The organism is Rahnella sp. 1L-D-7-B-C2, from assembly GCF_057290995.1.
In genome coordinates this window covers 557,228-582,399 of sequence record NZ_JBXAVQ010000001.1, presented here as the reverse complement: position 1 = coordinate 582,399, position 25,172 = coordinate 557,228, and the positions used below count along the sequence as shown (strand labels likewise).

At 53.0% G+C, this 25,172-nt stretch carries 24 protein-coding genes and 1 pseudogene; 9 read left to right on the top strand and 16 right to left on the bottom strand.

The features are described from left to right. Positions 1–70: 70 nt before the first annotated feature. Positions 71–1,069 (bottom strand): ABC transporter permease, encoded by a 999-nt coding sequence (locus AC0Z7K_RS02565; protein WP_413528472.1) that lies wholly within the window; start codon positions 1,067–1,069, stop codon positions 71–73. 8 nt (positions 1,070–1,077) lie between these two features. Then, complete coding sequence (locus tag AC0Z7K_RS02560) at positions 1,078–2,559, bottom strand: sugar ABC transporter ATP-binding protein (protein ID WP_485612872.1); 1,482 nt, start codon at positions 2,557–2,559, stop codon at positions 1,078–1,080. 361 nt (positions 2,560–2,920) lie between these two features. Between AC0Z7K_RS02560 and AC0Z7K_RS02555 the strand changes: the two genes are divergently transcribed. Continuing rightward, positions 2,921–3,262: a zinc ribbon domain-containing protein YjdM gene (locus AC0Z7K_RS02555; RefSeq protein ID WP_413528322.1), complete on the top strand. Its 342-nt coding sequence runs from the start codon at positions 2,921–2,923 to the stop codon at positions 3,260–3,262. A gap of 112 nt (positions 3,263–3,374) precedes the next feature. After that, positions 3,375–5,237 carry a M3 family metallopeptidase gene (locus AC0Z7K_RS02550; protein WP_413528323.1) on the top strand — a complete coding sequence of 621 codons (1,863 nt, stop codon included), beginning with the start codon at positions 3,375–3,377 and terminating at the stop codon, positions 5,235–5,237. A 74-nt stretch (positions 5,238–5,311) separates the two neighbouring features. Here the strand turns inward: AC0Z7K_RS02550 and AC0Z7K_RS02545 are convergent, their stop codons facing one another. Beyond that, the gene (locus AC0Z7K_RS02545) at positions 5,312–5,941 is read right to left on the bottom strand and encodes a flavin reductase family protein (RefSeq protein ID WP_485612642.1); all 630 of its coding nucleotides are present in this window, start codon (positions 5,939–5,941) and stop codon (positions 5,312–5,314) included. Between the two features lie 205 nt (positions 5,942–6,146). Here AC0Z7K_RS02545 and rlmF point away from each other — a divergent pair, with 205 nt between their 5' ends. The 3 genes from rlmF to AC0Z7K_RS02530 all read left to right on the top strand — a co-directional run bounded on the left by rlmF (position 6,147) and on the right by AC0Z7K_RS02530 (position 9,075). Then, complete coding sequence (gene rlmF, locus AC0Z7K_RS02540) at positions 6,147–7,112, top strand: 23S rRNA (adenine(1618)-N(6))-methyltransferase RlmF (RefSeq protein ID WP_413528325.1); 966 nt, start codon at positions 6,147–6,149, stop codon at positions 7,110–7,112. Positions 7,113–7,450: 338 nt separating this feature from the next. Continuing rightward, entirely contained in the window at positions 7,451–8,755 is a 1,305-nt protein-coding gene (locus AC0Z7K_RS02535; protein ID WP_485612641.1) for a methyl-accepting chemotaxis protein, read from the top strand. A 56-nt stretch (positions 8,756–8,811) separates the two neighbouring features. Further along, positions 8,812–9,075 (top strand): hypothetical protein, encoded by a 264-nt coding sequence (locus AC0Z7K_RS02530; RefSeq protein WP_485612639.1) that lies wholly within the window; start codon positions 8,812–8,814, stop codon positions 9,073–9,075. A gap of 430 nt (positions 9,076–9,505) precedes the next feature. Here AC0Z7K_RS02530 and ybiO read toward each other — a convergent pair whose 3' ends face one another. The 5 genes from ybiO to AC0Z7K_RS02505 all read right to left on the bottom strand — a co-directional run bounded on the left by ybiO (position 9,506) and on the right by AC0Z7K_RS02505 (position 15,096). Continuing rightward, positions 9,506–11,728, bottom strand: a complete 2,223-nt coding sequence (gene ybiO, locus AC0Z7K_RS02525; RefSeq protein WP_485612637.1) for a mechanosensitive channel protein — start codon at positions 11,726–11,728, stop codon at positions 9,506–9,508. Between the two features lie 463 nt (positions 11,729–12,191). Beyond that, positions 12,192–12,914: a glutamine ABC transporter ATP-binding protein GlnQ gene (gene glnQ / locus AC0Z7K_RS02520; RefSeq protein WP_056782351.1), complete on the bottom strand. Its 723-nt coding sequence runs from the start codon at positions 12,912–12,914 to the stop codon at positions 12,192–12,194. Further along, positions 12,911–13,570 (bottom strand): glutamine ABC transporter permease GlnP, encoded by a 660-nt coding sequence (gene glnP, locus AC0Z7K_RS02515; protein WP_413528328.1) that lies wholly within the window; start codon positions 13,568–13,570, stop codon positions 12,911–12,913. Before glnP ends, glnQ begins: the two co-directional genes overlap by 4 nt. A gap of 106 nt (positions 13,571–13,676) precedes the next feature. Then, positions 13,677–14,420, bottom strand: coding sequence for a glutamine ABC transporter substrate-binding protein GlnH (gene glnH / locus AC0Z7K_RS02510; RefSeq protein ID WP_413528329.1), 744 nt, complete (start codon positions 14,418–14,420; stop codon positions 13,677–13,679). A gap of 409 nt (positions 14,421–14,829) precedes the next feature. Next, complete coding sequence (locus AC0Z7K_RS02505; RefSeq protein ID WP_112166570.1) at positions 14,830–15,096, bottom strand: DksA/TraR family C4-type zinc finger protein; 267 nt, start codon at positions 15,094–15,096, stop codon at positions 14,830–14,832. 113 nt (positions 15,097–15,209) lie between these two features. Here AC0Z7K_RS02505 and AC0Z7K_RS02500 point away from each other — a divergent pair. Continuing rightward, positions 15,210–15,431 (top strand): annotated as a pseudogene (locus AC0Z7K_RS02500) (KpsF/GutQ family sugar-phosphate isomerase); the annotation flags it as partial. 165 nt (positions 15,432–15,596) lie between these two features. Here AC0Z7K_RS02500 and dps read toward each other — a convergent pair. The 5 genes from dps to rhtA form a co-directional block, all read right to left on the bottom strand. After that, positions 15,597–16,100, bottom strand: a complete 504-nt coding sequence (dps, locus tag AC0Z7K_RS02495; protein ID WP_112166546.1) for a DNA starvation/stationary phase protection protein Dps — start codon at positions 16,098–16,100, stop codon at positions 15,597–15,599. Between the two features lie 407 nt (positions 16,101–16,507). Continuing rightward, positions 16,508–17,185, bottom strand: coding sequence for an anti-sigma factor (locus AC0Z7K_RS02490; protein ID WP_485612634.1), 678 nt, complete (start codon positions 17,183–17,185; stop codon positions 16,508–16,510). After that, positions 17,182–17,763, bottom strand: coding sequence for a sigma-70 family RNA polymerase sigma factor (locus tag AC0Z7K_RS02485; RefSeq protein ID WP_485612633.1), 582 nt, complete (start codon positions 17,761–17,763; stop codon positions 17,182–17,184). The genes AC0Z7K_RS02490 and AC0Z7K_RS02485 overlap by 4 nt, the downstream gene beginning before the upstream one ends. Positions 17,764–17,827: 64 nt before the next feature. Then, positions 17,828–18,391, bottom strand: a complete 564-nt coding sequence (locus AC0Z7K_RS02480) for a fasciclin domain-containing protein (RefSeq protein WP_485612632.1) — start codon at positions 18,389–18,391, stop codon at positions 17,828–17,830. Between the two features lie 188 nt (positions 18,392–18,579). After that, the gene (gene rhtA / locus AC0Z7K_RS02475; RefSeq protein ID WP_413528474.1) at positions 18,580–19,488 is read right to left on the bottom strand and encodes a threonine/homoserine exporter RhtA; all 909 of its coding nucleotides are present in this window, start codon (positions 19,486–19,488) and stop codon (positions 18,580–18,582) included. 486 nt (positions 19,489–19,974) lie between these two features. On the opposite strand from rhtA, the gene ompX reads away from it, so the two are divergent. Then, positions 19,975–20,508: an outer membrane protein OmpX gene (gene ompX, locus AC0Z7K_RS02470; protein ID WP_413528334.1), complete on the top strand. Its 534-nt coding sequence runs from the start codon at positions 19,975–19,977 to the stop codon at positions 20,506–20,508. Between the two features lie 96 nt (positions 20,509–20,604). On the opposite strand, the gene AC0Z7K_RS02465 is transcribed toward ompX, so the two are convergent. The 3 genes from AC0Z7K_RS02465 to AC0Z7K_RS02455 form a co-directional block, all read right to left on the bottom strand. Continuing rightward, positions 20,605–21,369, bottom strand: a complete 765-nt coding sequence (locus AC0Z7K_RS02465) for a molybdopterin-dependent oxidoreductase (protein ID WP_485612631.1) — start codon at positions 21,367–21,369, stop codon at positions 20,605–20,607. After that, the gene (locus AC0Z7K_RS02460; RefSeq protein ID WP_485612871.1) at positions 21,362–22,006 is read right to left on the bottom strand and encodes a cytochrome b/b6 domain-containing protein; all 645 of its coding nucleotides are present in this window, start codon (positions 22,004–22,006) and stop codon (positions 21,362–21,364) included. Before AC0Z7K_RS02460 ends, AC0Z7K_RS02465 begins: the two co-directional genes overlap by 8 nt. A gap of 171 nt (positions 22,007–22,177) precedes the next feature. After that, positions 22,178–22,801, bottom strand: a complete 624-nt coding sequence (locus AC0Z7K_RS02455; protein WP_485612630.1) for a hypothetical protein — start codon at positions 22,799–22,801, stop codon at positions 22,178–22,180. A gap of 212 nt (positions 22,802–23,013) precedes the next feature. Between AC0Z7K_RS02455 and AC0Z7K_RS02450 the strand changes: the two genes are divergently transcribed. Beyond that, positions 23,014–23,688, top strand: coding sequence for a heavy metal response regulator transcription factor (locus AC0Z7K_RS02450; protein WP_413528337.1), 675 nt, complete (start codon positions 23,014–23,016; stop codon positions 23,686–23,688). Continuing rightward, complete coding sequence (locus AC0Z7K_RS02445) at positions 23,681–25,108, top strand: heavy metal sensor histidine kinase (RefSeq protein ID WP_485612629.1); 1,428 nt, start codon at positions 23,681–23,683, stop codon at positions 25,106–25,108. The genes AC0Z7K_RS02450 and AC0Z7K_RS02445 overlap by 8 nt, the downstream gene beginning before the upstream one ends. Positions 25,109–25,172: the final 64 nt, after the last annotated feature.

Below are 25,172 nucleotides of genomic sequence, written 5' to 3'. Positions count from 1 at the left end.
CGCAGGTCAGGTAACTCCGCAGAAGGGGCCGGTCAGCGAGGAAAGGCGTTTCCACGCTGACCTGAATTGCTTATCGTTTTTGAATGTAGGTCAGTGCCAGCGCCACTGCAAGTACCAATCCCTTGATGATATCCATCGCATAATACGGCACAGACAACATCACCAGTCCGTTAGACAGAACGCCCAAAATCACCGCGCCCAGCAACGTTCCGAGCGCATTCGGCTTGCCTGATCCCGCCAGCGAAAACCCGATATACGCCGCAGCCACCGCATCCATCAGATAACCGCCACCGGCGTTGACCTGCGAGGAGCCAATCCGTGATGCCAGCAAAATACCGCCAGCGCCTGCAAGGACCGAGGAAATCACGTAGGCAATGACGCGGTAACGCGCCGTGCGGATCCCTGCCAGACGTGCCGCCAGCGGATTTCCGCCGATGGCGTACATGCGGCGCCCATGCTTGGTCAGCGACATAAACAGCTGGACGGCGATCGTCACGACGGCCATGACAATCACGATCACTGGCACCTGACCCAACAGACTAAACACCGCCGGCACTGTACCTTCGGCCATGTCGCCGCTTGGCAGCACCATATTTTCGGTGATCGAACCGCCGTAGCTGTAGGTCATCGCCGCGCCCTGAATCACGAACAGGCTGGCGAGCGTGGCCAGCATGTCCGGAATTTTCAGGATAACGATCAGAAAAGCGTTGAACAGGCCAACCAGCGTACAGAGCGCGAGCGTGATCAGAATGGCTTCGGTGGTGCCAAAGCCGTGCCAGACGAACATCGAAATCACCAGCGCATTCGCGAGCGAGGCGGTCGAACCGACCGATAAATCGAAGCCGCCGACCGAAAGTGAAATTGAGACGCCGATGGCAATCACCGTCACGATGGCGATAGAGCGCAGAATATTGATGATGTTCGACGGTTCGAGAAAGTTGTCCGATGCCACGCCAAAACCGGCGATCAGCAATACCACGGTCAGCAACATGCCCCATTTATACAAAAACTCGAACAGCTGATGACGCCAGGGCTGGCTGGCTTCGGGTACGCTTTCTTTACTCACCACGGCTTTGTTCACGCGGGTGTTCCTCCGGTTGAATAGACTAATAAGGTTTCTTCGTCGATGTCTGCGGCATCCAGTTCGGCCACGATACGGCCATCCCATAACACCAGAATGCGGTCGCACAAACCGACCAGTTCGGCGAACTCACCGGAAGCATAAATAATGCCTTTTCCCTGTTGCGCCAGGCCGTCAATCAGCCTGAACACGTCCGTTTTGGCTTTGATGTCCACGCCTTTGGTCGGTTCGTCGAAGATCAACACCTGACTCTCACTGCGCAGCCATTTTCCGATCGCCACCTTTTGCTGATTACCGCCGGAAAGCCGGGCCAGTTTCTGCATCGGCCCGGAAGCGCGAATGCCTAAGCGGTCAATAATATCCTTCGCCCACGACAGCGACTGGCGGCGGTTAAAAATGCTCCAGCGCGAGAAGGTGTCGTCGGCGGTGACGCTCAGATTCATCGGGATATCCTCGTCGATAAAAATCCCTTCTTTACGTCGTTCTTCCGGCACTAACGCCAGGCCCTGTTCCACCGAAAGATGCGGTTCTTTCGGCTTCCACGGTTTGCCATTCAGTTCACCGCTTTCCACCTGGCTCGGCGTCGCGCCAAACAGCGCTTTGCACAGTTCGGTTTTTCCCGCCCCGGCAAGCCCGGCGATCCCAAGGATTTCGCCCCGATGCAGCCGCAGCGATATATCGCGCAGTTTGTCTTTGTCGTGCATCCCGTGGATTTGCAGCAGCGTCTCCCCGCTGTGCGCAGGGCGGCGCGGTGGATAAATATCATCGAGCTGATGGCCGATCATTTTCTCAATAATGTGTTCGTTACTCAGGCCGTCCATGCTGTCATCGCTGACCAGACGTCCGTCGCGCAGCACGGTCATGCGGTCACAGATATCGCGCAGTTCGTGGATTCGGTGGGAGATAAATACGACAGCCATACCTGTGGCTTTCAGCTTGCGCACCAGCGCGAACAGTCTCGCGCTTTCCGCCTGATCGAGCGGGGCAGTCGGTTCATCGAGGATCAGGAACCGGCACTTATGCGATAACGCCCGTGCCAGCAAAATCAGCTGTTTCTCCGCCAGCGTGCAGCTTTCAATGCGCGCGCGGAGATCGATATTCAGCCCGAGCTGTGCGATCAGCCGTTGTGCCTGATGATAAAGCTGCGACCAGTTATGCCAATGACCCGGCTCAGAAAGCCTGTCGAGCATGATATTTTCAGCAACGTTCAGCGTCGGCACCAGTGCAACGTCCACTTCCTGCTGCACCAGATGAATTCCGTGGTCACGGGCCTGATGCGGTAGCCTGATATTCACCGGCTGGCCGTCGATCGTGACCTGCCCGGTGTAATGGTCGTGGGTGCCGGACAGCACCGCCATCAACGTGGATTTACCCGCACCGTTCGCGCCGACTAACGCGTGGACGGAGCCGCCTTCCAGCGTGAAATCAACCTGGCGCAGGGCGGGGAAACCCGCAAATGAAATCGAGATATTGCGCATCTCAAGAAGGGAAGAACTCACGCTTGGATTGACCTTATTGATAGACGGATGGGGGGTTAGACGTTTAGCCGTCTGTAAGCTTTTAATTGCAAATTTTTAACATATTGGGGGGATTAAGCAAGGGATTAAATGGGATAAGTAAGTTCAAAAAGATCTAAACTCAACATCAAGGTCAAGACTTTGGATTGCCCCCTCCCTTCGAAGGGTGATGAGCAAAAGGCGCGGTCAGCCTGTAAAGGGATATTACTGAAAATCCTGTTCCGGCTATCAAAATTTGCGAGTAAAGATTAAAATACCCCTACTAAAGGATTTTAATCATGATTTAAATGGCTTTTTTAAAAGCATAATATGAGGTTTTATTATGGAAACGTTACCAAATTGTCCGACTTGTAAGTCCGAATTTACATGGCAGGACGGTGAAATGCTTAATTGCCCTGAATGTGGGCATGTCTGGCCTTTGGCTGGCGAAACAGCGGCTGAAGACGACGCGCTGAAAGTGATCGACGCCAACGGCAATCTGCTGGCAGACGGCGATTCCGTTACGGTAATCAAAGACCTGAAAGTAAAAGGCAGTTCTTCAATGCTGAAGATCGGCACCAAAGTAAAAGGCATTCGTCTTTGCGAAGGCGATCACAACATCGACTGCAAGATTGACGGTTTTGGTCAGATGAAACTCAAATCCGAGTTTGTTAAAAAGAACTGACTGGTCACCACTGAAGCCTGATGGTTTAACGCGGTTTTGCCGTATCGACAGAACCGCCGCTTAAACATACACTCAATGCATAATCTCGTTAACTTTCAGCAGAGAAGATTGCATGAAACAGGCTCAGGACTACCTTAACGCCCTCAACCACGATTACCTTAAAGTGCATCAGGACAAAGAAAATTTGTTCTGGCAAAACTACATGGGCATCGGTGATGACAACGTCGCCGAAGCGTTCTCCGCCGCCGAAACCGCCTACAAACGTTTTATCGCCGAACCTTCCCGCCCGGCACAATTACGCCAGGTCATCGCTCAACTCGACAATCAAAAACTCGATAAAGACGGTGAAGCCGTTCTCCACGGCCTGCGCGGCTGGCTGAACTTCTTCGACTGTAACGTGATCGAAGACCCCAAAGCGCAGGCGCTGCTGGATGACATTATTCAGGCCGAATCCGCGTTGTTTGGTAAGCGTAAGCAGTACCGCATGACGCACATCAACAGCAAAGGCGAGCGCGTGAGCGCTTCACTTGGCGAGCTGCTGACCAACCAGGCGAACAACGAAAACGAAACCTATCGCCGCAGTTCGCAGAATGCGCTGCGTGAACTGGAAGAGTGGTTGCTGCACAACGGCTTGCCGGAGCTTATCAGTCTGCGCAACCGCTTTGCGCGCCAGCTCGGTTACCGCAACTATTTCGACTATAAAGTGAATAAAACCGAGCGTATGACGCCGGAACAGCTGTTCGCTATCCTCGATCGGTTCGAAGAGCAAACCCGCGAAAGTAACACGCGCAGCCTGAATGAACTGGTCGCGCGCGAAGGCGATGCCGCGCTGCTGCCGTGGAATATCCGCTTCGCCAGCGCCGGTGACGTCACCCGTCAGCTCGATCCTTACTTCCCGTTTGCCGATTCACTGCGCCGCTGGATTGACAGCTTTAAGCGCCTGAACATCGGTTTTAACGGCGCAGATATGCAGCTGGATCTGCTGGTGCGTGAAGGCAAATTCGAAAACGGCTTTATGCATGGTCCGGTACCTCCATTCTTTGATAACGGTAAGTGGGTGCCTGCGGTGATCAACTTCACCAGTCTGGCGAAACCCGACCAGATAGGCAGCGGTGCCAGCGGGCTGAATACGCTGTTCCATGAAGGCGGCCACGCGGCGCACTTCGCCAATATCCGCCAGAATGCGCCATGCTTCTCGCAGGAGTTTCCGCCGACGTCGATGGCCTATGCCGAAACGCAGTCGATGTTCTGCGACAGTCTGCTTGATGACGCCGACTGGCTGAAGCGCTATGCCAAAAACGCCGCTGGTGAATCCGTGCCTGACGAACTGATCCACGCCAGTATCGAGGCCCGCCAGCCGATGCGCTCGTTCAACGAACGTCACATTTTGCTGGTGCCGTATTTCGAATGGCAGCTGTATCAATGGCCTGATGAAAAACGCACGCCGGAAGCAATGATCGCGCTGGCGCGTGACATCGAAACCCATATTCTCGGTGTGACCGGCAGCCCGCGTCCGACGCTGGCAATTCCACATCTGCTGTCGATGGAATCGGCCTGCTCTTATCAGGGTTATCTGCTGGCGATGATGGCCGTTGAGCAAACTCGCGCGTTCTTCCTCAAACGTGACGGCTACCTCACTGATAACCCGGCAATCGGACCTGACCTGGCGAAACATTACTGGACGCCGGGCAACAGCGTGAGCCACGACGAAACGCTGCGCAGCCTGACCGGTGAAGGGTTCAATCCGGCGTATCTGGCGCAGGCCTGTAATCAGACGGTCGATGCAGCGTGGCAGGACGCGCAGCAAACCATCGAGCTGGCATCCAAGCGCGAACAGCCGGAAGCGGATTTTGACCTCAATGTGCATATCCGGGTGATCGACGGCAAACGCATTCTGGCCGACAGCGCGGATGGCGACGAGGCGATGTGTCAGGATTTTGCGGACTTCGTGGAACAGAACTATCCGGCGAAGTAACTGCCTGAAAGCCTGAAAATAAAAACCGCCGCCGGGGTGAAATCCGGCGGCGGTTTTTTGTTGTCCGGGAGCGGTCAGCGGGCGTCGGGGCGGGTTAAATCAAAGCGTAATTCTTCGGAAATACCGTAATAGGCGGAAGGGCCTCCGGCGCGCAAGACCGGCTCGGCGAGGGCAGTCTGATAGATGCCATCCACCAGCAGATGCGGGGCGATATGCACGGCGACAACTTCACCGAGCACCAGCCAGGTATCAATATCGCCACCGGCGGCAGTTTTCAGCTGAATGCACTGCGTCAGCTTACATTCGAAATTGACCGGGCTTTCGAGAACGCGATCGGCGGCGACGATTTTACCCGGCTGCGGCGTCAGGCCTGCGAAGTCGAACTCGTCGTTACCGCGCTCCAGTGACGCCGAGCTTTCATTCATTTTCACCGCCAATGCCCGCGTCGTCAGGTTCCAGACGAATTCACCGGTTTCGACGATATTCGCCACGCTGTCTTTCCAGCCACTGCTGGCGAAACCAATGATCGGTGGACGATAATTGAAACAGTTAAAGAAGCTGTAAGGCGCGAGATTGCGCTGGCCTGTGGCATTGCGTGAGGAAATCCAGCCGATCGGGCGCGGACCGACAATGGCGTTGAGCGGGTCGTGCGGCAGACCGTGACCGGATGCGGGTTCGTAATAATAGCGATCATCAGCGTTCATGATATTCCTCTGGCAATGTATTGATTTAGTTTCTGAATACCAGATTACCCATTTTGAAGGTGGATTGGCGGTTTTTATGTGCCCCCGCCGGTGAGCATCCGGCAGGCGGCGACGGTTTGTGGTATCTTGTGCGGCAATAAATGAATATCCCACGCCCCATCGCATGTTTTATGCGTCGCGCACACCTTTTCGGAGAGTCACTCAGGTGGAAAAAAAGAAAGTCTTCCCTCAGGAAAAAAGCGGTCTTCACCCGCGAAATCGTCATCGCAGCCGCTATGATTTCCCGGCCCTGATTGCCAACAATCCCGACCTGGCGCCGTTCGTCACTGAAAACAAATGGGGCGATCTATCGGTTGATTTCGCTAATGCCCAGGCAGTCAAAGCGCTGAATCGCGCATTACTGCATGATTGCTATCAGATTGAAAACTGGGATATTCCGGCTGATTATCTTTGTCCGCCAATTCCGGGGCGTGCGGATTACGTGCACCATCTGGCCGATTTGCTGGCGAGCAGCAACAACGGCAATATTCCGCAGGGCAAAGATATTTCCGTGCTGGATATCGGCGTTGGCGCCAACTGTATTTACCCGATTATCGGCCTGCGCGAATATGGCTGGCGCTTTACCGCCAGTGAGATCGACCCGGTCTCTATGGCTGCTGCTAAGAAAATCGTAGCGACCAACCCGCAGCTGACCAATCAGGTACGTTTCCGTTTGCAGGCTAAACCGCAGCGTATTCTCGATACCATTATTCGTCACGATGAGCGTTACGACGCCGTGCTGTGTAACCCGCCGTTCCACTCCTCTGCGGCGGATGCGGCGTCCGGCAGCCAGCGTAAGCGTCAGAATCTGGGGCTGGATCGTCGCGCCACGTCTGAGCTTAACTTCGGTGGTCAGCACAATGAACTGTGGTGTGAAGGCGGCGAAGAAGCCTTTGTGACCCGCATGGCGGAAGAGAGTGCAGGTAAAGCGCAGAACTGTTTCTGGTACACCGTGCTGGTTTCTAAAAAAACCACGCTGCCGTTGCTGTATGACGCGCTGAATGAAGAAGGCGTAACGGACATTCGCACCGTCGAAATGGTCCACGGTAACAAAATCAGCCGCTTCGTTGCCTGGACGTTCCTGACGCCATCGCAGCAAAAAAGCTGGGCAATTAAACGCTGGTCAGTCTGATCACGACGTGAAATGAAACATTCCAGCGTGTTCATCTGTTCATGAGCGCGCTGGAAAAATAGTCCGGTCGCCCCCTTTCTTTTTGAGTGGATTAAATTATGCTTAATTCACTATAAAAAAGCTTATTAGTTATCAAAGTAATGATTCTTTACGTTATTTTATTATCACAGCATTGGTGATTATGTTGTTGCCTGCCTGAAACCCACCCAGGGGTCAGACTAATGTTTCGCTGCTTGTTAGTTCGGTCACTAATAACCTGCGGACTTAGCACGTGTTTATTTTTCAATTAATGGCGTTTACGCATTAATTCACGTTATCAGCCACAGGGTGTCTGTCCTATGCAATTATTCTCTCATCAATTTAGTACGGCCTGGCGTGAAAAATTCTCGGCTATTCAGCAGGCTGTTCCGATGATTGCCTTCACGCCAGATGGCGTGGTGCTTGAGGTGAACGATTTGTTCCTCAACGGCATGGGCTACAGCCGGCAGGAAGTCGTCGGCCAGCCACACCGGATATTTTGCACCCCGGAGTTTGTCGCCAGTGATGCATACCGGCTGCACTGGGAAGGGCTACGGCAGGGGAAGTCGGTCAGCGGGAATATCAAACGGGTGCGTAAGAACGGCAACATTATCTGGCTGGAAGCCACCTATATCCCGGTTAAAAATAAGCAGGGCAAAGTCACTGAAATAATTAAAATTGCCAGCGATGTTTCTGAACGGGTTAATGAATCACATGAGCACAATGGCATTTATCAGGCACTTGAGCGTTCCATGGCGCTCATTACCTTTACGCCAGAGGGGCACATCATTTCTGCAAACAATAACTTCCTCAAAGTCATGGGCTATTCTCTGCAACAAATTAAAGGTCATTCCCATTCGATGTTTTGCCTGCCGAAATATCGTGATTCCCATGATTACCGCAATCACTGGCAACGTCTGAAAAACGGTGAGTTTATTCTTGGACGTTTCGAACGCATTAATGGCCGCGGGCAGAGTATCTGGCTGGAAGCAAGTTATAACCCGGTGATGGACGACGATGGCAAGGTGCTGAAAGTGGTCAAAATCGCGCAGGACATCACCAGCCAGATGACTCAGCAGCGTCAGCAGGAAAGCATGATGACGCACGTTCACGAGCTTTCTCTCACCACTGATAAAACCGCTGCCGAAGGCGTCACCATTGTGCAGAAAGCGGTGGAAGATATGCAGGAAGTCGAGGCGTTAGCGCGTCGCACCTCCGACATCATCGGCCAGCTCGGCCAGACGTCAGAACGTATCGGCGAGATGGTGGATACCATCCGGCGCATTTCCTCGCAAACCAATCTGCTGGCCATCAACGCCACGATTGAAGCCGCCCACGCCGGGGAGCAGGGCAGAGGTTTCGCCGTCGTCGCCGGAGAAGTCCGGTCACTGGCCGATCAGTCCCGCAAAGCGGCCGTAGAGATTGACCAGCTGACGCAGAACATCCGCGAGGGTGTCATGGCCGCAATTGACGGTATGGGCAACTGCGTTAACCGCGCAGGCGGCGGTGTTACGCTTAGCCGCAATGCGGGCGATGTCATTAATCAGGTGAATCTGGGGATGCAGGATCTGGTGCGGATGATGGCGGAGTTTTCGGTGATCGCGGGGGAGCGGAGCAGACAGTAGAGTGGCGGTCAGAATGGATCGCAGCGGTGAGAGCCGTTTGAAAATGGCAGAAATTTATGAAGAGCCACTCGGATCAATTTAACGGCAAATTCAAAGTCAAGACCTTGGGTTGCCACCCAAACTGGCCTCAAGAGGCGCCTATCGCCGCGCCTCTTAAGAATCTCCGGCTCTTGAAAACAGGTGCCATGCAGACCGGCTATGTTTCAGCGGCTTTCGCTATTGCCGCAAAATCCCGCCGCTGCGCGGTGCCCTTCGGTCGGGTTACAACCCGCGCGAACAAACGCGCGGTTTTCCACCTCTCCCTCCAGCGTGATTTTTGAAAGCGGCCATGGGCTTTCTAGGTCACAACTTCACCGGCTAGGATCATTTCAAAAAAACAAATACGCTGTGCAAGTTTTCATTTTTATTTTTTAAAAAGGTGTGATGGCGCGATCAAAAAATCCTGCTGAACGGAGCGGCCTGAAGACCTGTGGCTTCAGGACCGAGTGAAGGCACCGCGCAGCGGCAGGGTTTTGCGCCACACGCAGGATTCAAAGATCATGTCCGTTGTACCAGCGATAGCGCGTGTTTGAAGAAAGCGTGGGAGATCAAAGAGGGAGGCGCTTTCCTCCCTCTTTGGCGGTTTCGGCACAGAGTGTTAAGTGATCACTGCGCGCGAGAAACCGAAATATTCTCGGTCATTATTAAAGCCGCCATGCAGTTGCATCTGCACGTGAGAAACCGAAATATTCTCGGTCCTTATTCAATCAGCTATTGCGCGGCACCCGCATTGATCCCCGGCTGCGCCCCGTCGCCGTTATAAATCTGAACAGCCTGCTTCGGCATCTCAATTCCCGCCTGCGCAAAGTGATTCTTCACCAACCGGTCAAGCGCATATTGCACCGTCCATTGTTCCAGCGCCTTGGTTCGCACCAGCACGCGCAGGGTGAAGAACTGATCGCCTAATCCCACAACGCCCTGATAGGTCGGTTCGCCGAGCAGCAGCGGTTTGATGTTTTCATCTTGCTTCAGCGCTTCAACGGCCTCGCGCAGAACGGCGTTGGCGGCATCGACGTCTTCGTCGCGACTGACGTTATAACTGGCGCGATAAACGCCAAACTCGCGTTCGTAGTTGGAGAGCGTGGTGATAGAAGAGTACGGAACAATGTGATAGACGCCGTAAATATCGCGCAGGCCAATCGAGCGGATGGTCATGCGTTCCACGGTGCCGCTGATACCCATCACCGTGACGTATTCTCCGGTATTCATGCCGTTTTCAAACTGGATAAAAATCCCGGTGATCACGTCTTTCACCAGCGTTTGCGCGCCGAAGCTGACTGCCAGACCCAGCGCACCGGCACCGGCCAGCAGCGGGGCGATATTTAGCCCGACCTGAGACAGCATGATCATAATGGTAATGGTACAAATCACGATGGCCAGCACGTTGCGAAACAGCGTCAGCAGCGTGCGCTCACGGGCGCTGGGGCGCGCACCGTTGCTCAGTTCCTGCGCCAGACGATGTTCAATCACACTGGCGAGCAGCGTCCAGGCGACAATCGCGAAGCACAGAATAAACAGCATATGGCCCAGCCCGCTGATCACCTTCTCGCCGGTTTCGGTCATGAACCATTTATTCAGATTAAAGATTTGCCATGCATCGAGCAGGGAGAGTGTGACGCTCAGTACCACCAGCACGCGGATGATTTTCAGACCTGCGGGAATGTAGGAGTTGATGCGTTTTTCCAGCAGCGGATAGCGGCGGTTGACGTCGTCAGGCAGGGTGATACGACGGCTGATCCAGCGTGAAAGCAGGCCGGAAATCAACGCGCCAAGACCGATAATCACCAGACTTTTGATGGTCGCGGCCATCATAAAGCGCAGGCTACCGGCGAAATCAAACTGCGAAAGGAAGAACAGCACCACAAAATAACTGACCGCCAGCAGGTGCCAGACATGGCCGAGGGCGCGCAGGATCACGCTGAAAAACGCCATAGAGCGTTCGGCCAGCTGATTGAATTCATGATGGATCGTGTGGCGGTTATGCAGGATAAGCCAGCTGGCGTAAATCGTCAGCGACAGCATTACCACAAAGTTCACCACGGCGGCGGTGGTGTAGTTGATTTGCGTGGCGACCACCGGCACGCCGACCATCAGCGCATAGCCGATCAGACCGCTCACCCACGCCAGACGGGTATTCCAGTAGCGGGCCGTGACGTCAGCCAGCGGGAAAGGGCGCAGATAGCCGAAGCTGGGTGAAAAGATCAATCGCAGGACGGCTTTGAAGAATTCGATCACCGCGAAGGCACTGAGGAACAACGCCTGCAAACGCGCAATCAGCGGGCTGCCACCGTTGACGTACTGGGTAAACAAATTCCCGGCGGCAACGGTCAGCAATAAAATGCCGAGATCGACCGCGAACGCACCGATGATGCTGGCGGGCAGTTTGTACCAGTGCGTCTCTTTCATCCGCGCATGATTTCCCCAGCGGCCGAGGCGCAGGTACAGCGGGCCGATTAACCGGCGGATCAGATGGAAAAATGCAAAGGTCACCACGACGGTCAGCAGGAAATAACCCAGTACCTGGAAGAAACGGGCGGCATTAAAATGGTGCTGAGGACCGGAGTTGATGGTGTCTTTAAGCACCTGGACACGTTTCATGATCCCCGAAGCGGTTTGCTGGGTGGTATCCACCAGCTGATCAATCAGCGACAGCTGTTCAGCCTGCGGTGCAGTTTTTTCGCTGGCCGTTTTGGCTGCGTCAGGGTTGCCTGCGGCGGCTTCGCGCAGATGGGTAATCAGTTCAGCGCGGGCTTTGTCATCCTGAAGAATATCGGCCAGCGCGGCGTAAGAGGCTTTTTGCTGATCGCCCGCAGCGGGTTTCTCCTCAGCCGCGTGGCTGAAGGCGCTGAACATGGCGAGGGTGATAAACAGCAGAGCCGAAAATAGATGTGTATGGATGCGGTGAGCCAACGGAGTCCTGTCGTTATGCGGCATTGTTCCTCTCTCAAAATGGCGGTTAATCGAAATTGTGCAGCCCTAAGGGTAAAGCAAGAGTGACCGTATTGTAGATAATTTGTGGCAAAACGTTGTGGGGTGACGTGCCATAGGCAGGGGAAGTGCAAAGTAATATCTTTAATCTCATCGAGTTCATACTACCAAGCCTAAATGAGCTTTCGATTTACATAGCCAGTGGCCGCGTTCAAAACGACGTTGAGTGAGTGGTGAGAAACCGCGAGAGCGGGTCCGAACCCGAAGCGAAAGCACCGCGCAGCGGCGGAGTTTGCGGCAATAACAGCGGCTGCTGAAACATACCCAGGATGCATGGCACGTGTTTTAAAAGCGGGGAGGAATCCAAAGGAGGGAAAGCACTTCCCTCCTTTGGTCGGTTTAGGCGCGGCGAACTAAGTGATCACCGTACCTAAGAAACCGAAATATTCTCGTTCAGATTTTCTGCAACTTAAGAAACGTGCTGCAAGAACTCGCGTAAACGCTCACTCGGTGGGTTATTCACCAGATCCGCCGGTTTGCCGTCTTCCGCAATGCGGCCTTTATCGATGAAGATCAATCGTGATGCGACTTTCTCGGCGAAGCCAACTTCGTGAGTCACGATAACCATCGTCATGCCTTCGTCAGCCAGCTGTTTCATCACGGTCAGTACTTCGTGACGCAGTTCCGGATCAAGCGCCGACGTGGGCTCATCAAACAGCATCAGTTTAGGTTTCACCGCCAGCGCACGGGCAATCGCCACGCGCTGTTGCTGACCACCGGAAAGCTCAGAAGGGTAGTGATGCGCGCGCTCAGACAAACCGACTTTCGCCAGCAGTTCTTTCGCCAGTTTATTGGCTTCTTCTTTTGATGCACCACGTACGCGGATCGGGCCGAAGGCCACGTTTTCCAGCGCCGTCATGTGCGGGAAGAGATAGAACTGCTGGAAAACCATGCCGGCTTCCTGACGGATCAGACGTTCGTCTACTTTCGGATCATTCACTTTCAGGCCATCAACGATGAGATCGCCTGAGGTGATTTCTTCCAGCTTATTGATGCAACGCAGCAGTGTAGATTTACCGGAACCTGATGGCCCGATAATAACCACGACTTCACCCTGAGAAATGTTCAGATCGATGTCGTGGAGCACCTGGGTTTTGCCAAAGTGTTTTGAGACGTTCTTGAATTCAATCATATAATTTTCAGTTTGCGTTCTAAGCGGCGCAGAACAAAGCTCAGAGCCAGCGTGATGATCAGATAGATAACGGCAACCGCACTCCAGATTTCCATCGCGCGGAAGTTACCGGCGATGATTTCCTGGCCCTGACGGGTCAGCTCGGCAACACCGATGACGATAAACAGCGAGGTATCTTTGATACTCACAATCCACTGGTTACCCAGCGGTGGCAACATGCGGCGCAACGCCAGCGGCATGATGATGTAACGCAGAGTCGCGCGGCGGGAAAGACCCAGCGCCAGACCGGCTTCGCGGAAACCATTGTGAATGGACAACACCGCGCCACGCGTGATTTCAGCGATGTAGGCACCGGAGTTGATCATGATGGTAACCACTGCCGCGCTGAACGGGTCGATACGCAGATCGGGAACCATCATCGGCAGGGCGAAATAGATGAACATTACTTGTACGACGATAGGCGTACCGCGAATGAGCTCGATGAAGACCAGTGCGATATGGCTGCTTACCCAGCCACCAAAGGCGCGGGCAAAACCCGCAATCACACCGATAATCAGACCACCAACCAGACCGAGGACCGAGATCCACAATGTCATCTTGGCGCCTTCGAGCAGGATAGGCAGAGCGGGCCAAATTACGCTCCAGTCAAACTGCATGGATTCTCTCCTGGTAAAACAAAACTGCGCCTGAACTGACGATGTCGTACAGGCGCTTTATCTCAAGTCATACATCTATAAAAGGAACGACTTAAATGAACAACGCTTATTTAGGTTCGGTATCAAACCATTTTTTATAGATTTTTGCGTAAGTACCATTCTCTTTGATGGTTTTCAGCGCGGCGTTGGCTTTCTCACGCAGTTCGCTGCCCTGCGGGAATGCGATACCGTATTGCTGGCCAGCCAGTGAATCGCCAACCGCTTTGAACTGACCTTTACCGGCAGTTTTGATGAAGTACAGGATATTCGGGGTGTCATGCATCACCGCATCCGCACGGCCTGTGCCCAGCTCCATGTAGGCGCTGTCGATGTTCGGGAACTGACGCAGATCTTTGGTTTGCACGTTGGCTTTCATGTAATCAACAGAGCTGGTGCCGCTTTTCACTGCAACCACTTTGCCTTTCAGATCGTTCACGCTTTTGATGGCGTCATTGTTGCTCTTAACCATCACCATCAGGCCGCTGTTGTAATAGCCGTCAGAGAAGTCGATCGCTTTTTTACGTTCAGGCGTGATGGTGATCCCCGCCAGCGCCAGATCGATGTTATGAGTTTGCAGCGCAGGGATGATGCCGCCAAAGTCCATTGGTTTAAGTTCATAAGAGACTTTCATCTCTTTAGCGACTGCGTCCCACAGGTCGATATCGAAGCCGACATACTTGTCGCCTTGTTTGAATTCAAACGGTACAAACGCAGTGTCGGTAGCTACGATCAGTTTTTTGTCTGCTGCGTGTGAGCTAACGGCAAAGGCCAGAGTTAACGCGGCCAGGGAAACTTTTAAGAGTGACTTCATCAGTGAATTTCCTTTGTACATATTATGGGAACGATCTTATGTTACGACGCTTTAATGCAAAATTTATGCCAAAATTGATGAATATTAAAATTCAATGGGTTAAAGGCAGGCTGAACCGTTAAAGCAGTAAATTGAGAGGCTAATGCACTGACGTGGTGCATTGTTACACTTTGCAATGTTCTCTTGTGGTGCAGCGCTTTATCATTAACCAGATGTTGTGTTTTAAACAATCATTAATTAACAACTACGCTGCGCAAATGATAACTCGCTCTAACTTTTTCGGAACGGGAGCAAAACCTGTGCTCAATTTTGAAGCAGATGTTAAGGCGGGGAACCGGATATTCACGGGGGAAATCACTTTGGTTGAACCATAATGGTGCAATCCTTTATAAGTAAAACAGAGGGGATATTATCGAAGCTGGCTGTCCTTACTGCCGCGACGATTGTAACCCGCGTGATCTTGCTGTTTTTTGTCCAGTGCAGCCTGGCAGGTGACACAATACTGCACGCCCCTGAGCGCCTTTCTGCGTGCTTCTGGAATAGGTTCACCACACTCGTGGCAAAATTCTGCACTTTCGCCGTGGCCTAATGCCTGACGCGCGCGATCGACCGCATCGTTTACCGTGGAATCAATCTGATCCTGAACTGCGCCATCTTGCGCCCATCCGCTTGCCATAATGACCTCACTTGATATAAGTCTGATTTATTGAGAAAAACCCAATTTGTTGATATTTCAGCCAGCCAATAAATTTGTCATATACAAATAACTATCTGTTATATAACAAACTATTGAAATCTTCTGACCGCAGAGTAGTCGTTAATTATAGTTGGTTTTTTCCTGGCCTTTCGACTCAACTCGACAGCCAGCGATATCAGCAGGCGAAACGCCATGTCATTCCTTCGGGTATGGGCAAATCCGGCCACGTGGGACGAAAGATTTCCACGACGCTGGCGTCTACCGGTACCCCAGGTTTCTTTATTCATCCCGCTGAAGCCCTTCACGGCGATGTGGCTGGACGGGTTCGAATCTTCGACTAAAAACATTGCCCACCGTGATCCATAAAGTGAGAGTTGAGGCATGGAAACAAAAAAAGCCAGTCGCTTTCGCCACTGGCCTTTTTTTAGCATTGATCCGTTGTTATGCCGCAGATTTCAACTGCGGCAATCGAGTCCTGATTACTCGATATTGGATTCGATGAACCACAGGAATTTATCCAGGTCGCGAGATGCGGCGGTGAATATATCTGCGGTGTCTTCATCTTCCACTTCGCCGATCGCTTTACGCGTATCATTCGCGACCACGGCGTAACGTTCTGCCAGTGCTTTCAGGTGTTCCTGCACGGTATGAATGTTGGTCGGGTAGCTTTTCAGTGGCGTTTTATCGTTAACCACCTGCACTGTACCCAGCGCAACGCCGCCTAACTGCACGACACGTTCTGCGATAGTGTCCTGATGCTCAGTGATCGCAGTACGGAATCCATCCAGCATTTCATGTACGCCGATGAAGTTAGCGCCACGCATGTTCCAGTGCGCCTGCTTGGTGATCAGCGACAGATCGATAAACTCAGTTACCAGACGGTTCAACACTTTGATCGTATCCAGTTTTACACTTTCATCTACATCGTTGCGTGTATAAATGAGTTCAGAAGATTTCGTTTTGACCAGTTTGGCTGTACTCATAATAGATATCCTCTTCATTGAGTTGTTATAAATGACTTTGTTTCGTAACTGGATCCAGTATAGCTATAAATCTCAGTTTTGCAGGAAAGTCGTTCCTATCGTTCTGATAGCGTGTGCCAAATAATGCATCACGGACAGTTGTAATCAACCTATCACGCTGATTTTAAAGGTGGATAGGAATATTCCTGAAGGGAGGGAAATATTCGCGAGCAATCAGTATGAAATATTTAAGAATGTTACATGACGTGTGTGGATATATATTTCTGAAGTACGGTTAAGAGAATGAGAAATATTAACACCTGCGAATGATGATTTGCCCCATAATATCCAGCCTTATCAATAATCAACGGAGGAAATATTCCCCGCCGTTGATTGTTGATGAAATTGACTATCTTAAATTTCTACTCTCAGAGTGCCATAGCCCCGCTGTAGAGCACCGCGCCGGTCGGCTGACCGGTCGGAGAGCCACCGTGCGGTTCAACACTGATCGCCAGCGTAAAGCCGGGATCCGGCATTTTGGCGGCCAGCGTGAGCTGTGTAGGTTGCTGAGTATTGAGTAACCCGAGCGATCGCGGTTTGCCGCCCGGCGGAATAGCCCAGAGTTCAAGGCTGCGGTCTGCCGCCACGCGTTGGGCATTCAGCGGCGTCAGCATCAGGCTGCGCGTGCTCATGTCAGCGCTTACCACCCATTGCCCGCCCTGAGCGCCGGTGCTGCTGGCGAGTATTGCCACCGGCAGTGGCGCGGCGGGTTGTACCAGCAGACGTGGGATCAGCAACAATGCCGCAAGTCCGGCGGCCAGCGCCCAGCCGAGATAACCGCGAACGGGCGTTTTGGACGGCGCTCTGCGTTTAACCGGTTGGAGATCCAGATTATGCCGGATGCGTTTCCACACCGAGGCTGGGGGGATCACCGGGACAATCTGGTTATCCAGCTGAGTGAAGGCTTCCTGCCAGCGGGCCACTTCGGCCGCCAGTTCAGGGTCGTCACGCATTTTTTGCTCGAACTGAATTTTTGCCGCGCCGCGCAAGGTGCCGAGCGCATATTCAGCCGCGAGTGCAGCATGATAATGGCTTCTGCTTTTCATAATCCGACGCAGCTCTTTAAGTGTTCCAGGGCGCGACGGATCCAGCTTTTGATCGTCCCCAGGGGTTGTTGTAAATGAGATGAGACCTCGCCGTGAGACAGACCCTGATAATAGGCCAGGATCAGGCTTTGTCTTTGTTCTGCGGGAAGGTGCGCCAGACAGTTGGCCAGAATTTTGGCATAGCTGTCCTGCTGCAAACGCTCCAGGGGCTCATCACTTTGTTCGACGTAACGGTCCGCCACGCTGTCGTCCAGTTCGTCTGTCTGGTTGTCGCGTCCGCGCATCCAGTCGATGGCGCGGTTGCGGACAATGTGGGTGAGCCAGGTCATCGGGGAACTGAGGGCGGGGTTGTAAGACGCCGCCCGGTTCCACGCGGTGATGTAGCTGTCGTGCAATACTTCTTCCGCCCAGGCGTGCCGCCGCAGCATACGTAATGCGACGGCGAAAAGCCTCGGGGAGGTCAAACGGTAAAGCTGTTCGAATGCCTGACGGTCGCCAACGGCCATGGCGCTCATTAGCTCACGCTGTACTTCCAGCGCTTTCTCTGGTGCTGGCGTATTTAACAAAGGGTCATGCATTCGCCCGTCCTGACTGTCTGAGATGCTGTTTCATAAGGAAATCCAGCTCTCAGTATAGTCGGTATTATTTAGGCATCAGGACGGTATCGATAACATCGATCACACCGTTCTTCTGCTGGACGTCATAGGTGCTGATATTGGCGATATTGCCTTTGCCATCTTTAAGCTGAATATTGTGCGGGCCGTTGTTCATAATCCACAGCGGCTGGCCGTTCACGGTTTTCAGCTCTGCGGTGCCGTTGCCTTTTTTCAGCAGTTTTTCCAGGTCCTTCATTTCATACTTACCCGCCACCACGTGGTAGGTCAGGATGCTGGTCAGCGTGGCTTTGTTTTCTGGTTTCACCAGATTATCGACGGTGCCGGCGGGCAGTTTGGCAAACGCGGCGTTAGTTGGCGCAAACACGGTGAACGGGCCTTTGCTTTGCAACGTATCCACCAGACCGGCAGCTTTCACTGCGGCGACCAGCGTGGTGTGGTCTTTAGAATTCAGGGCATTTTCTACGATATTTTTGGACGGATACATCTCAGCGCCACCCACCATGGTGGTGTTTTGCGACATCATTGCAGCCATTGACGCGGTGCTCAGCAGAAGAGATGCACAGATTGCGGTACGGAGTAATGTTTTCATGATGGTGTCCTTCGTATGTTGAGTAGGTAAGGTCTTGCCTCACATCAGTACATACGAATGACTCCCTGCTTTTGGATGCAGGAAATGATGAAAATAAGTGAAATAAGCGAAAGTAATTTTTAGTGCATTGATTAAAAAGGAAAAAACCACGCGGTGAAACGTGGTTTTTTTGTGCAGGGTAATGAATGCTATTTACCCGACGGATTATTCCCCGGTACGTCCACCGTTTCGATTTTGGTTTTACGCTGGAGGGTCAGCGTCGAACCCGCCGACGCCGCAATAATTGCCGCCAGACCGAGCCATTGATAAGCCGTCAGAAATTCCCCTAAGAAGATTATCCCGGAAAGCGCGGCCATTGCCGGTTCCATGCTCATCAGCGTTCCGAAGGTTTTGGCGGGCAGCTTGGTCAGCGCCATCATCTCGAGTGAATAAGGAATGGCGGAGGTGAGCAGGGCGATAAGCAACCCCAGCGGCAGGATTTCCCAGGTAAAGATAGAGGTATGCGCCTGCGCGACGCCAATCGGGAAGAAGATAATCGCGGCGATCACCGAGCCCATCGCCGCCGTCCCAGGCCCGTAGCTGCTACCTGCACGCTGTCCGGCAAGGATATAGATGGCCCAGCAGGCACCGGCGATCAGCGCAAAGCAGGCACCTTTGAGATCCACACCGCCCGCGCTTTGGCCAAGTGGCAGCAGGAACAATAATCCGGCCACGGCCAGCGCCACCCAGACGAAATCTACCGGACGGCGTGATGAGAACATCGCGACGGCCAGCGGCCCGGTAAACTCCAGCGCAACGGCAATGCCGAGCGGCACGGTACGCAGCGCCAGATAGAAACTGTAGTTCATGCAACCGAGCGCCAGTCCGTACATCAGCAGGGCGCGAAAATTGCCGCCGCGCATTTTAAAGCGCCACGGGCGGAAATAAAGCAGCAACAGAATAGAGCCAAGGCCCAGACGCAGCGCCGTCACGCCCTGAGGCCCGACGACCGGAAACAAGGTTTTCGCCAGTGAAGCGCCGCCCTGTAGTGAGAGCATAGCGATGAGGAGCAACAGAATCGCAACCAGAGGAGAGGCTTTTTTAGGTAAAGCCGGCAACGGCGGGCTGTTGTTATGTTCATCAGCGGGCAGAGCGATCTGCGGCTTTTTATCAGACTGTGTCATCCATTGCGCCTTTTTAGGTGATCCATTTAATCGAAAATCTTCAGATTTATAGTTTTGAAAAGAAAGGTAAAGCACAGTCAGTGTAGAGGGAAATGGGGGAAGAAAAAATCAGTGAAAAAAGTTTTTTTCGGAGTGAGAGTTTTCGAAAAAAATCTTAAAATTTCGGAAATGTTGCAAAAAAATGTCGATTTTTTGCCCAAAATTTTAGGAATTATCTGCTAATCTCAAAAAGTTCAATAAGTTTTTCTTATAGTTTTGGTGACGAAAATCACAATAAAATTAATAAGATATACCCTGTTGGAAACTTTATGTTACACGATAGAGTGCTTTGGACATCTATATTAAGGCAGAGTTTCACGCTGGTTTTTGTTATATTTTCAAACGTGAAGGTTACTTTGGTTTCCCATTTTGAGGTGGTTTATGAAAAAAATTGCATGTCTTTCCGCATTAGCTTGCGTAGTAGCACTGGGCGTTTCAACAAGCGCATTCGCTGACACCAGCACCGTAACCGCTGGTTACGCTCAGGGTGATATGCAAGGCGTTGCTAACAAAGCAAACGGCTTCAACTTGAAATACCGTTGGGAAGAAGACAACAACCCACTGGGCGTTATCGGTTCATTCACCTATATCCAGGATGACAGCACTCCGGCTTCTGGTGACTACCGTAAAGCACAATACTACGGTCTGACTGCAGGTCCTGCTTATCGTCTGGCTGACTGGGTTTCCATCTACGGTGTTGTAGGTGTGGGCTACGGTAAATTCCAGCAGAACGATAACGCTGCATCTACTGCAAACCGTCAGAAATTTGACAACAGCGACTACGGCGTATCTTACGGCGCTGGTCTGCAGTTCAACCCAATCCAGAACGTTGCTCTGGATGTTTCCTACGAACAGTCCCGTATCCGCAGTGTTGATGTTGGCACCTGGATCGCTGGCGTTGGTTACAGCTTCTAATTCTTCGAGATTGAGTAACATTTAACGTTACGCCAATTCGAAAATGAAAAACCGCTCACTTGAGCGGTTTTTTTATGTCTGGAATTTCTCCTTACTTCAAATCCCGCTAAACCAGTTATACCCCTGATCTTCCCAGTAACCGCCAGGGTTCTCATTGGTGACAAAAATCGCGCCGATATGTTTGGCGTTTTTGAAGCCGAGTTTGGTCGGCATACGCAGACGTAGCGGATAGCCAAAGTCCGGTGGCAGCGGTTTGCCACCAAAATCCAGTGCCAGTATGGTTTGCGGATGCAAGGCCGTGGCCATATCGATGCTGGAATAGTAACGGTCGTCGCATTTGAACCCGACGTATTTTGCCGTGAGGTCTGCGCCGATGTGCTGCAAAAAAGTTTTCAGTGGTACGCCCTTCCACTGCCCGATGGCACTCCAGCCTTCGATGCAAATCAGGCGAGTGATCTGGCTCTCCTGCGGCAGGCGCTGCAACTGTTCCAGCGTCCACGAGGCTTTTTTCTGCACCAGGCCGGAAACTTCCAGCCGGTAATTGGGAATGTCGATCTCCGGCACATTGTATTCCGGGTAGAACGCATTGAAGCGGAACGGCGTGGTTATCTGATCTTCACGGTAAGTTTGTGCCAGCTTCTGGCCGCTGAACAGCCAGCCCTGCACGCGGTCATTCCAGCGGGACATCGCCCACAAAACTTTGTCGACCTGATCACCATCCTGCAAATTACAGCCGGTCAGCATTGATACCGCCCCCAGCGTCAGACCGGAGCGCAGCAATAAACGGCGCTGTATGTTCACCAGCTGCTTGCGCTGATCGGGTTCGATAATGATTTTTGGGCGGTCTGATTTATCACTCATCAGCGCTTTCCTCCGTACTGATTTTTTTACCGCCGGTAATCATGGCGACAAAGGTTTTCGGCACCAGCAACACCATGACAACGTGAACCACCACGAACAACATCACGCCGCTCATGGCAAAGAAATGGACATAGCGGGCGATATCAAAGCCGCCTAACAGCCACACCAGACCGCTGAACTGCACCGGTTTCCAGATGGATAACCCCGAGAGCACCAGTAATACGCCCAGCAGAAGCACGCCAACGTACATCAGTTTCTGCACCGCGTTGTACTGGCCGAGCTTATGCGGGAGGTGGAACGTCAGGGCGCGGACGGTATCGCGCCAGACGGTACGTGGCGAAAAAGGGAAAAAGTCACGTTTGAAGTGGCCAGTTAAAATCCCCCACAATAAATAAAACAGGCCGTTGGCCGCCATCAGCCACATCACCGCCAGATGCCAGGCAATATTGCCGCCCAGCCATCCGCCGAGCGTGGTGCTTTGCGGAAAGGTAAAAGGGAAAATCGGGTCGGCGTTATAAATTCCCCAGCCGCTCATCACCATGCCAATCATGGCCAACAGGTTGATCCAGTGGCAAATGCGAACCGGCCAGGAATGAATGCGTTTTTTTTTCGATAAAGGACGCTTTTTTTTCGACAGATGAATAGTTGAATTTGACGTACGCAGCGGGGAGGGTTGAGATTTCACGGATAAGCTCCTGCGTAATGAGAAACTGCGCAAAGTGAAAGAGGGAGGTTTCACCCTGCGCAGTTCTTCAAAAACCACTTACGCCGACTGACAGACACGGCCCGCCGGCGTAAGCGCTAAGGGTTACATCGGTGGCGCGACGCCATCTTTACCGGCGGCGATACCACGGGCAACCAGTGCACCTTTGTCGTCTTTCATCGCGAACAGCACGATTTTAGTGCCCGGTTTCAGCAGGCTGCGATCGCCCGGCGCCAGCAGAACCACCGGTACATCGTCAGGAACGACAACTGTTTTTTCCGCGTCATGATATTTCACGGTCAGCGTGCGGCCATTGGCGTTGACCAGTTTGCCGACGGTGCCGTTAGTCATGGTGTTGATTTTGCCATCGGCGGATTCAAACGGGTTGAAACCTTCACCGCTGCCGCGCAGGCTTGGCGCAAATACATGAACTTCCAGTGCTTTCAGCGTGCCGTTGGCCTGCGGAACAGCTGCGGTACCGATGAAGCTGTCCGCCTTGATGTCGCTGATCTGGCCTTTGGTCACGGCGTTGATTTTGGTCTGTTCGGTCAGCTTAACGTCCAGCTTTTCGCCCTGTCGGGTAGTAACCTGCATCGAAGAATCATTTACGGATTCAATGGTTCCGCGCGTTGGCTTGATGACGTTGTCAGCCGCAAAGGCGGATGTCATCCCGCTGCACATCAGCAGCGAACCGAGTAAAAGACCTGCAAGGCGTGTTGGTGTATTCATGTTTATCTCTCCAGTTTCTTACGTATTTTCATTCGGGTAGAGGAATCACTGAGGGTGCCAGTGATGAATGACTTCATTAAGAGTGGACGATAAACCGGGATTGGCAGATGACAAGTTGATGACAAAATTGTCATCAAAGGTGTCTGACGAAACTGATAAACTTCTCTGGAATCATTCTCTGGGGGAATGGTCGTGCGGCAATGAGGGCCTGAATGCGGATACTGGTAATAGAAGATGATGTCAGCACAGGCGATTACCTGAAGAAAGGGCTGACCGAAGCGGGTTACAGCGTAGATCTGGCGCGTAACGGCGCCGACGGGCTGTTTCTGGCGCTCGAGGACGGTTATGACGCGGTGATCCTCGACGTGATGCTGCCGGGGCTCGACGGCTGGCAGGTGATGGAAGTGCTGCGCAAGAAAAGCGATGTGCCGGTGCTGTTTCTGACCGCGCGCGACGAAGTACAGGACCGCATTCACGGCCTGGAGCTGGGCGCGGACGATTACCTCATCAAACCTTTCTCCTTCACCGAACTGGTGTTGCGTATTCGCACGTTGCTGCGTCGTCCCGCCGCCCGTGAGCCGGATATCTATAGTGTTGCCGATCTCAGTCTCGACCTGCTGCGTCGACGCGTAACGCGTCAGGATCAGACCATTGCGCTGACGAATAAGGAATTTATGCTGTTGCATTTGCTGATGCGCCGCGAGGGCGAAGTGCTTTCGCGCACCATGATTGCCTCGCAGGTGTGGGACATGAATTTTGACAGCGATACCAACGTGGTGGACGTGGCAATCAAACGCCTGCGCGCGAAAATCGACCGCGCCTTTGACGTCAAACTGATTCACACCGTGCGTGGGATAGGCTACGTCTGCGAAGTGCGTCATGACTGAGCAGAAAAAACCGCAACGGGCGATGTCTCTGACGCTGCGCGCCACGCTGCTGTTTGCGCTGCTGGCCTCACTGGTGGTGAGCGCCGTGGGCGTTTATCTTTATTACTCGCTGGAAAATGAACTGGTTCGCCGCGCCGATTATCAGGTGAGCGGGCGCGTTCAGTATTTCCGTCATCTGCTGGCCAGTGAGTTTCCGCTTTCTCAGCTCAGCCATAATCCCGGTCTGTTCGAAAACATGCTCGGTAATGAGCGGGATATTTTGACTTTCCGTCTGAGCGATGAACCGCCGATTATCAATGTCAATCCGTCGCGCCTTGTGTTGCCACCGGTCGCGCCGGTACCGGACGGCCAGCCGTTAACGCTGAGCACCGTTCACGCGCTTTCCGCCCCCGACGACACGCCGGTTCGCTTTGCCCGCGCAGCCGTCAAAATTCAGGATGGCCGTACGGTGGAGATTACCGCCGCGCACTTCATGACCGGCGAAGCGCGGATGTTGCAGACGTTCCGCTGGGAAATCACCGGCGCGGTGTTGTTTGCTTATCTGCTGATTGCCGCGCTCGGTTATGTGGTGATCCGCCGCGGATTGCGGCCGCTGCGGCACATGGCGCTGGAGGCGACGAAAATCCATCCCGCCAGTCTGTCCACGCGTCTTAGCAGTGACAATGCACCGCAGGAATTGCAGCAGCTAATCTATTCATTTAACGACATGCTCGAACGGCTGGCAGAAGGATATCAGCGTCTGACGCAGTTCTCCGCCGATCTGGCGCATGAGATCCGCACGCCGGTGGGCGCACTGATGGGACATTGTCAGGTGGCGCTCTATCAGCCGCGCAGCACCGAGGAATACGAAACGCTGCTGGCCAATAATATGGAGGAGCTGGAGCGTATTTCGCGCATGGTCGAAAATATTCTGTTCCTGGCGCGGGCGACCGATGCGCGTTCGGTTCTGACTATCACCAGTATTGATGTTTCTGCGGAAATGACGCGGATTCAGGAATACTTTGAAGGTCTGGCGGAAGAGCGCGAAATGACGCTGCACAGTGCGGGGGAGGGGGGTTTGTACGCCGACGCCATTTTGTTCCAGCGTGCGCTGAGCAATCTGGTCGCCAACGCCGTGCGGTATGCGCACCAGGGTACACCCATTGTTGTTCGTGCCGAACCGTACGCCAATGGAATGGATATCCATGTGATAAGTCAGGGCGATCCGATCCCTTCAGAAAAGCTCGGCAAACTGTTCGATCGCTTCTATCGCGCCGATGCTTCACGCAGCGAAGGTGGCAGCTCCAGCGGCCTGGGGTTGTCCATCGTACACGCCATTATGGCGCTGCATCAGGGGAGCGTTCGGGTGGTGAGTTCGGCGGAGGGCGAAACACGGTTTACGCTGACTTTCCCACGTGAAGTTCACAAGCTTTCTCAATAGTTTCTCTATAAATGTAAGAAACTGGCAGGGCGCGTAAGAAAATCATCTGGTTTATATCATTGAA

Excerpts from the sequence above, each read along its gene's own strand:
- AC0Z7K_RS02560 (WP_485612872.1), bottom strand. The coding sequence starts at position 2,559 with ATGCGCAATATCTCGATTTCATTTGCGGGTTTCCCCGCCCTGCGCCAG.
- AC0Z7K_RS02555 (WP_413528322.1), top strand. The coding sequence starts at position 2,921 with ATGGAAACGTTACCAAATTGTCCGACTTGTAAGTCCGAATTTACATGG.
- AC0Z7K_RS02550 (WP_413528323.1), top strand. The coding sequence starts at position 3,375 with ATGAAACAGGCTCAGGACTACCTTAACGCCCTCAACCACGATTACCTT.
- AC0Z7K_RS02545 (WP_485612642.1), bottom strand. The coding sequence starts at position 5,941 with ATGAACGCTGATGATCGCTATTATTACGAACCCGCATCCGGTCACGGT.
- AC0Z7K_RS02535 (WP_485612641.1), top strand. The coding sequence starts at position 7,451 with ATGCAATTATTCTCTCATCAATTTAGTACGGCCTGGCGTGAAAAATTC.
- AC0Z7K_RS02530 (WP_485612639.1), top strand. The coding sequence starts at position 8,812 with ATGAAGAGCCACTCGGATCAATTTAACGGCAAATTCAAAGTCAAGACC.
- ybiO (WP_485612637.1), bottom strand. The coding sequence starts at position 11,728 with ATGCCGCATAACGACAGGACTCCGTTGGCTCACCGCATCCATACACAT.
- glnQ (WP_056782351.1), bottom strand. The coding sequence starts at position 12,914 with ATGATTGAATTCAAGAACGTCTCAAAACACTTTGGCAAAACCCAGGTG.
- glnP (WP_413528328.1), bottom strand. The coding sequence starts at position 13,570 with ATGCAGTTTGACTGGAGCGTAATTTGGCCCGCTCTGCCTATCCTGCTC.
- glnH (WP_413528329.1), bottom strand. The coding sequence starts at position 14,420 with ATGAAGTCACTCTTAAAAGTTTCCCTGGCCGCGTTAACTCTGGCCTTT.
- AC0Z7K_RS02505 (WP_112166570.1), bottom strand. The coding sequence starts at position 15,096 with ATGGCAAGCGGATGGGCGCAAGATGGCGCAGTTCAGGATCAGATTGAT.
- dps (WP_112166546.1), bottom strand. The coding sequence starts at position 16,100 with ATGAGTACAGCCAAACTGGTCAAAACGAAATCTTCTGAACTCATTTAT.
- AC0Z7K_RS02490 (WP_485612634.1), bottom strand. The coding sequence starts at position 17,185 with ATGAAAAGCAGAAGCCATTATCATGCTGCACTCGCGGCTGAATATGCG.
- AC0Z7K_RS02485 (WP_485612633.1), bottom strand. The coding sequence starts at position 17,763 with ATGCATGACCCTTTGTTAAATACGCCAGCACCAGAGAAAGCGCTGGAA.
- AC0Z7K_RS02480 (WP_485612632.1), bottom strand. The coding sequence starts at position 18,391 with ATGAAAACATTACTCCGTACCGCAATCTGTGCATCTCTTCTGCTGAGC.
- ompX (WP_413528334.1), top strand. The coding sequence starts at position 19,975 with ATGAAAAAAATTGCATGTCTTTCCGCATTAGCTTGCGTAGTAGCACTG.
- AC0Z7K_RS02465 (WP_485612631.1), bottom strand. The coding sequence starts at position 21,369 with ATGAGTGATAAATCAGACCGCCCAAAAATCATTATCGAACCCGATCAG.
- AC0Z7K_RS02455 (WP_485612630.1), bottom strand. The coding sequence starts at position 22,801 with ATGAATACACCAACACGCCTTGCAGGTCTTTTACTCGGTTCGCTGCTG.
- AC0Z7K_RS02450 (WP_413528337.1), top strand. The coding sequence starts at position 23,014 with ATGCGGATACTGGTAATAGAAGATGATGTCAGCACAGGCGATTACCTG.
- AC0Z7K_RS02445 (WP_485612629.1), top strand. The coding sequence starts at position 23,681 with ATGACTGAGCAGAAAAAACCGCAACGGGCGATGTCTCTGACGCTGCGC.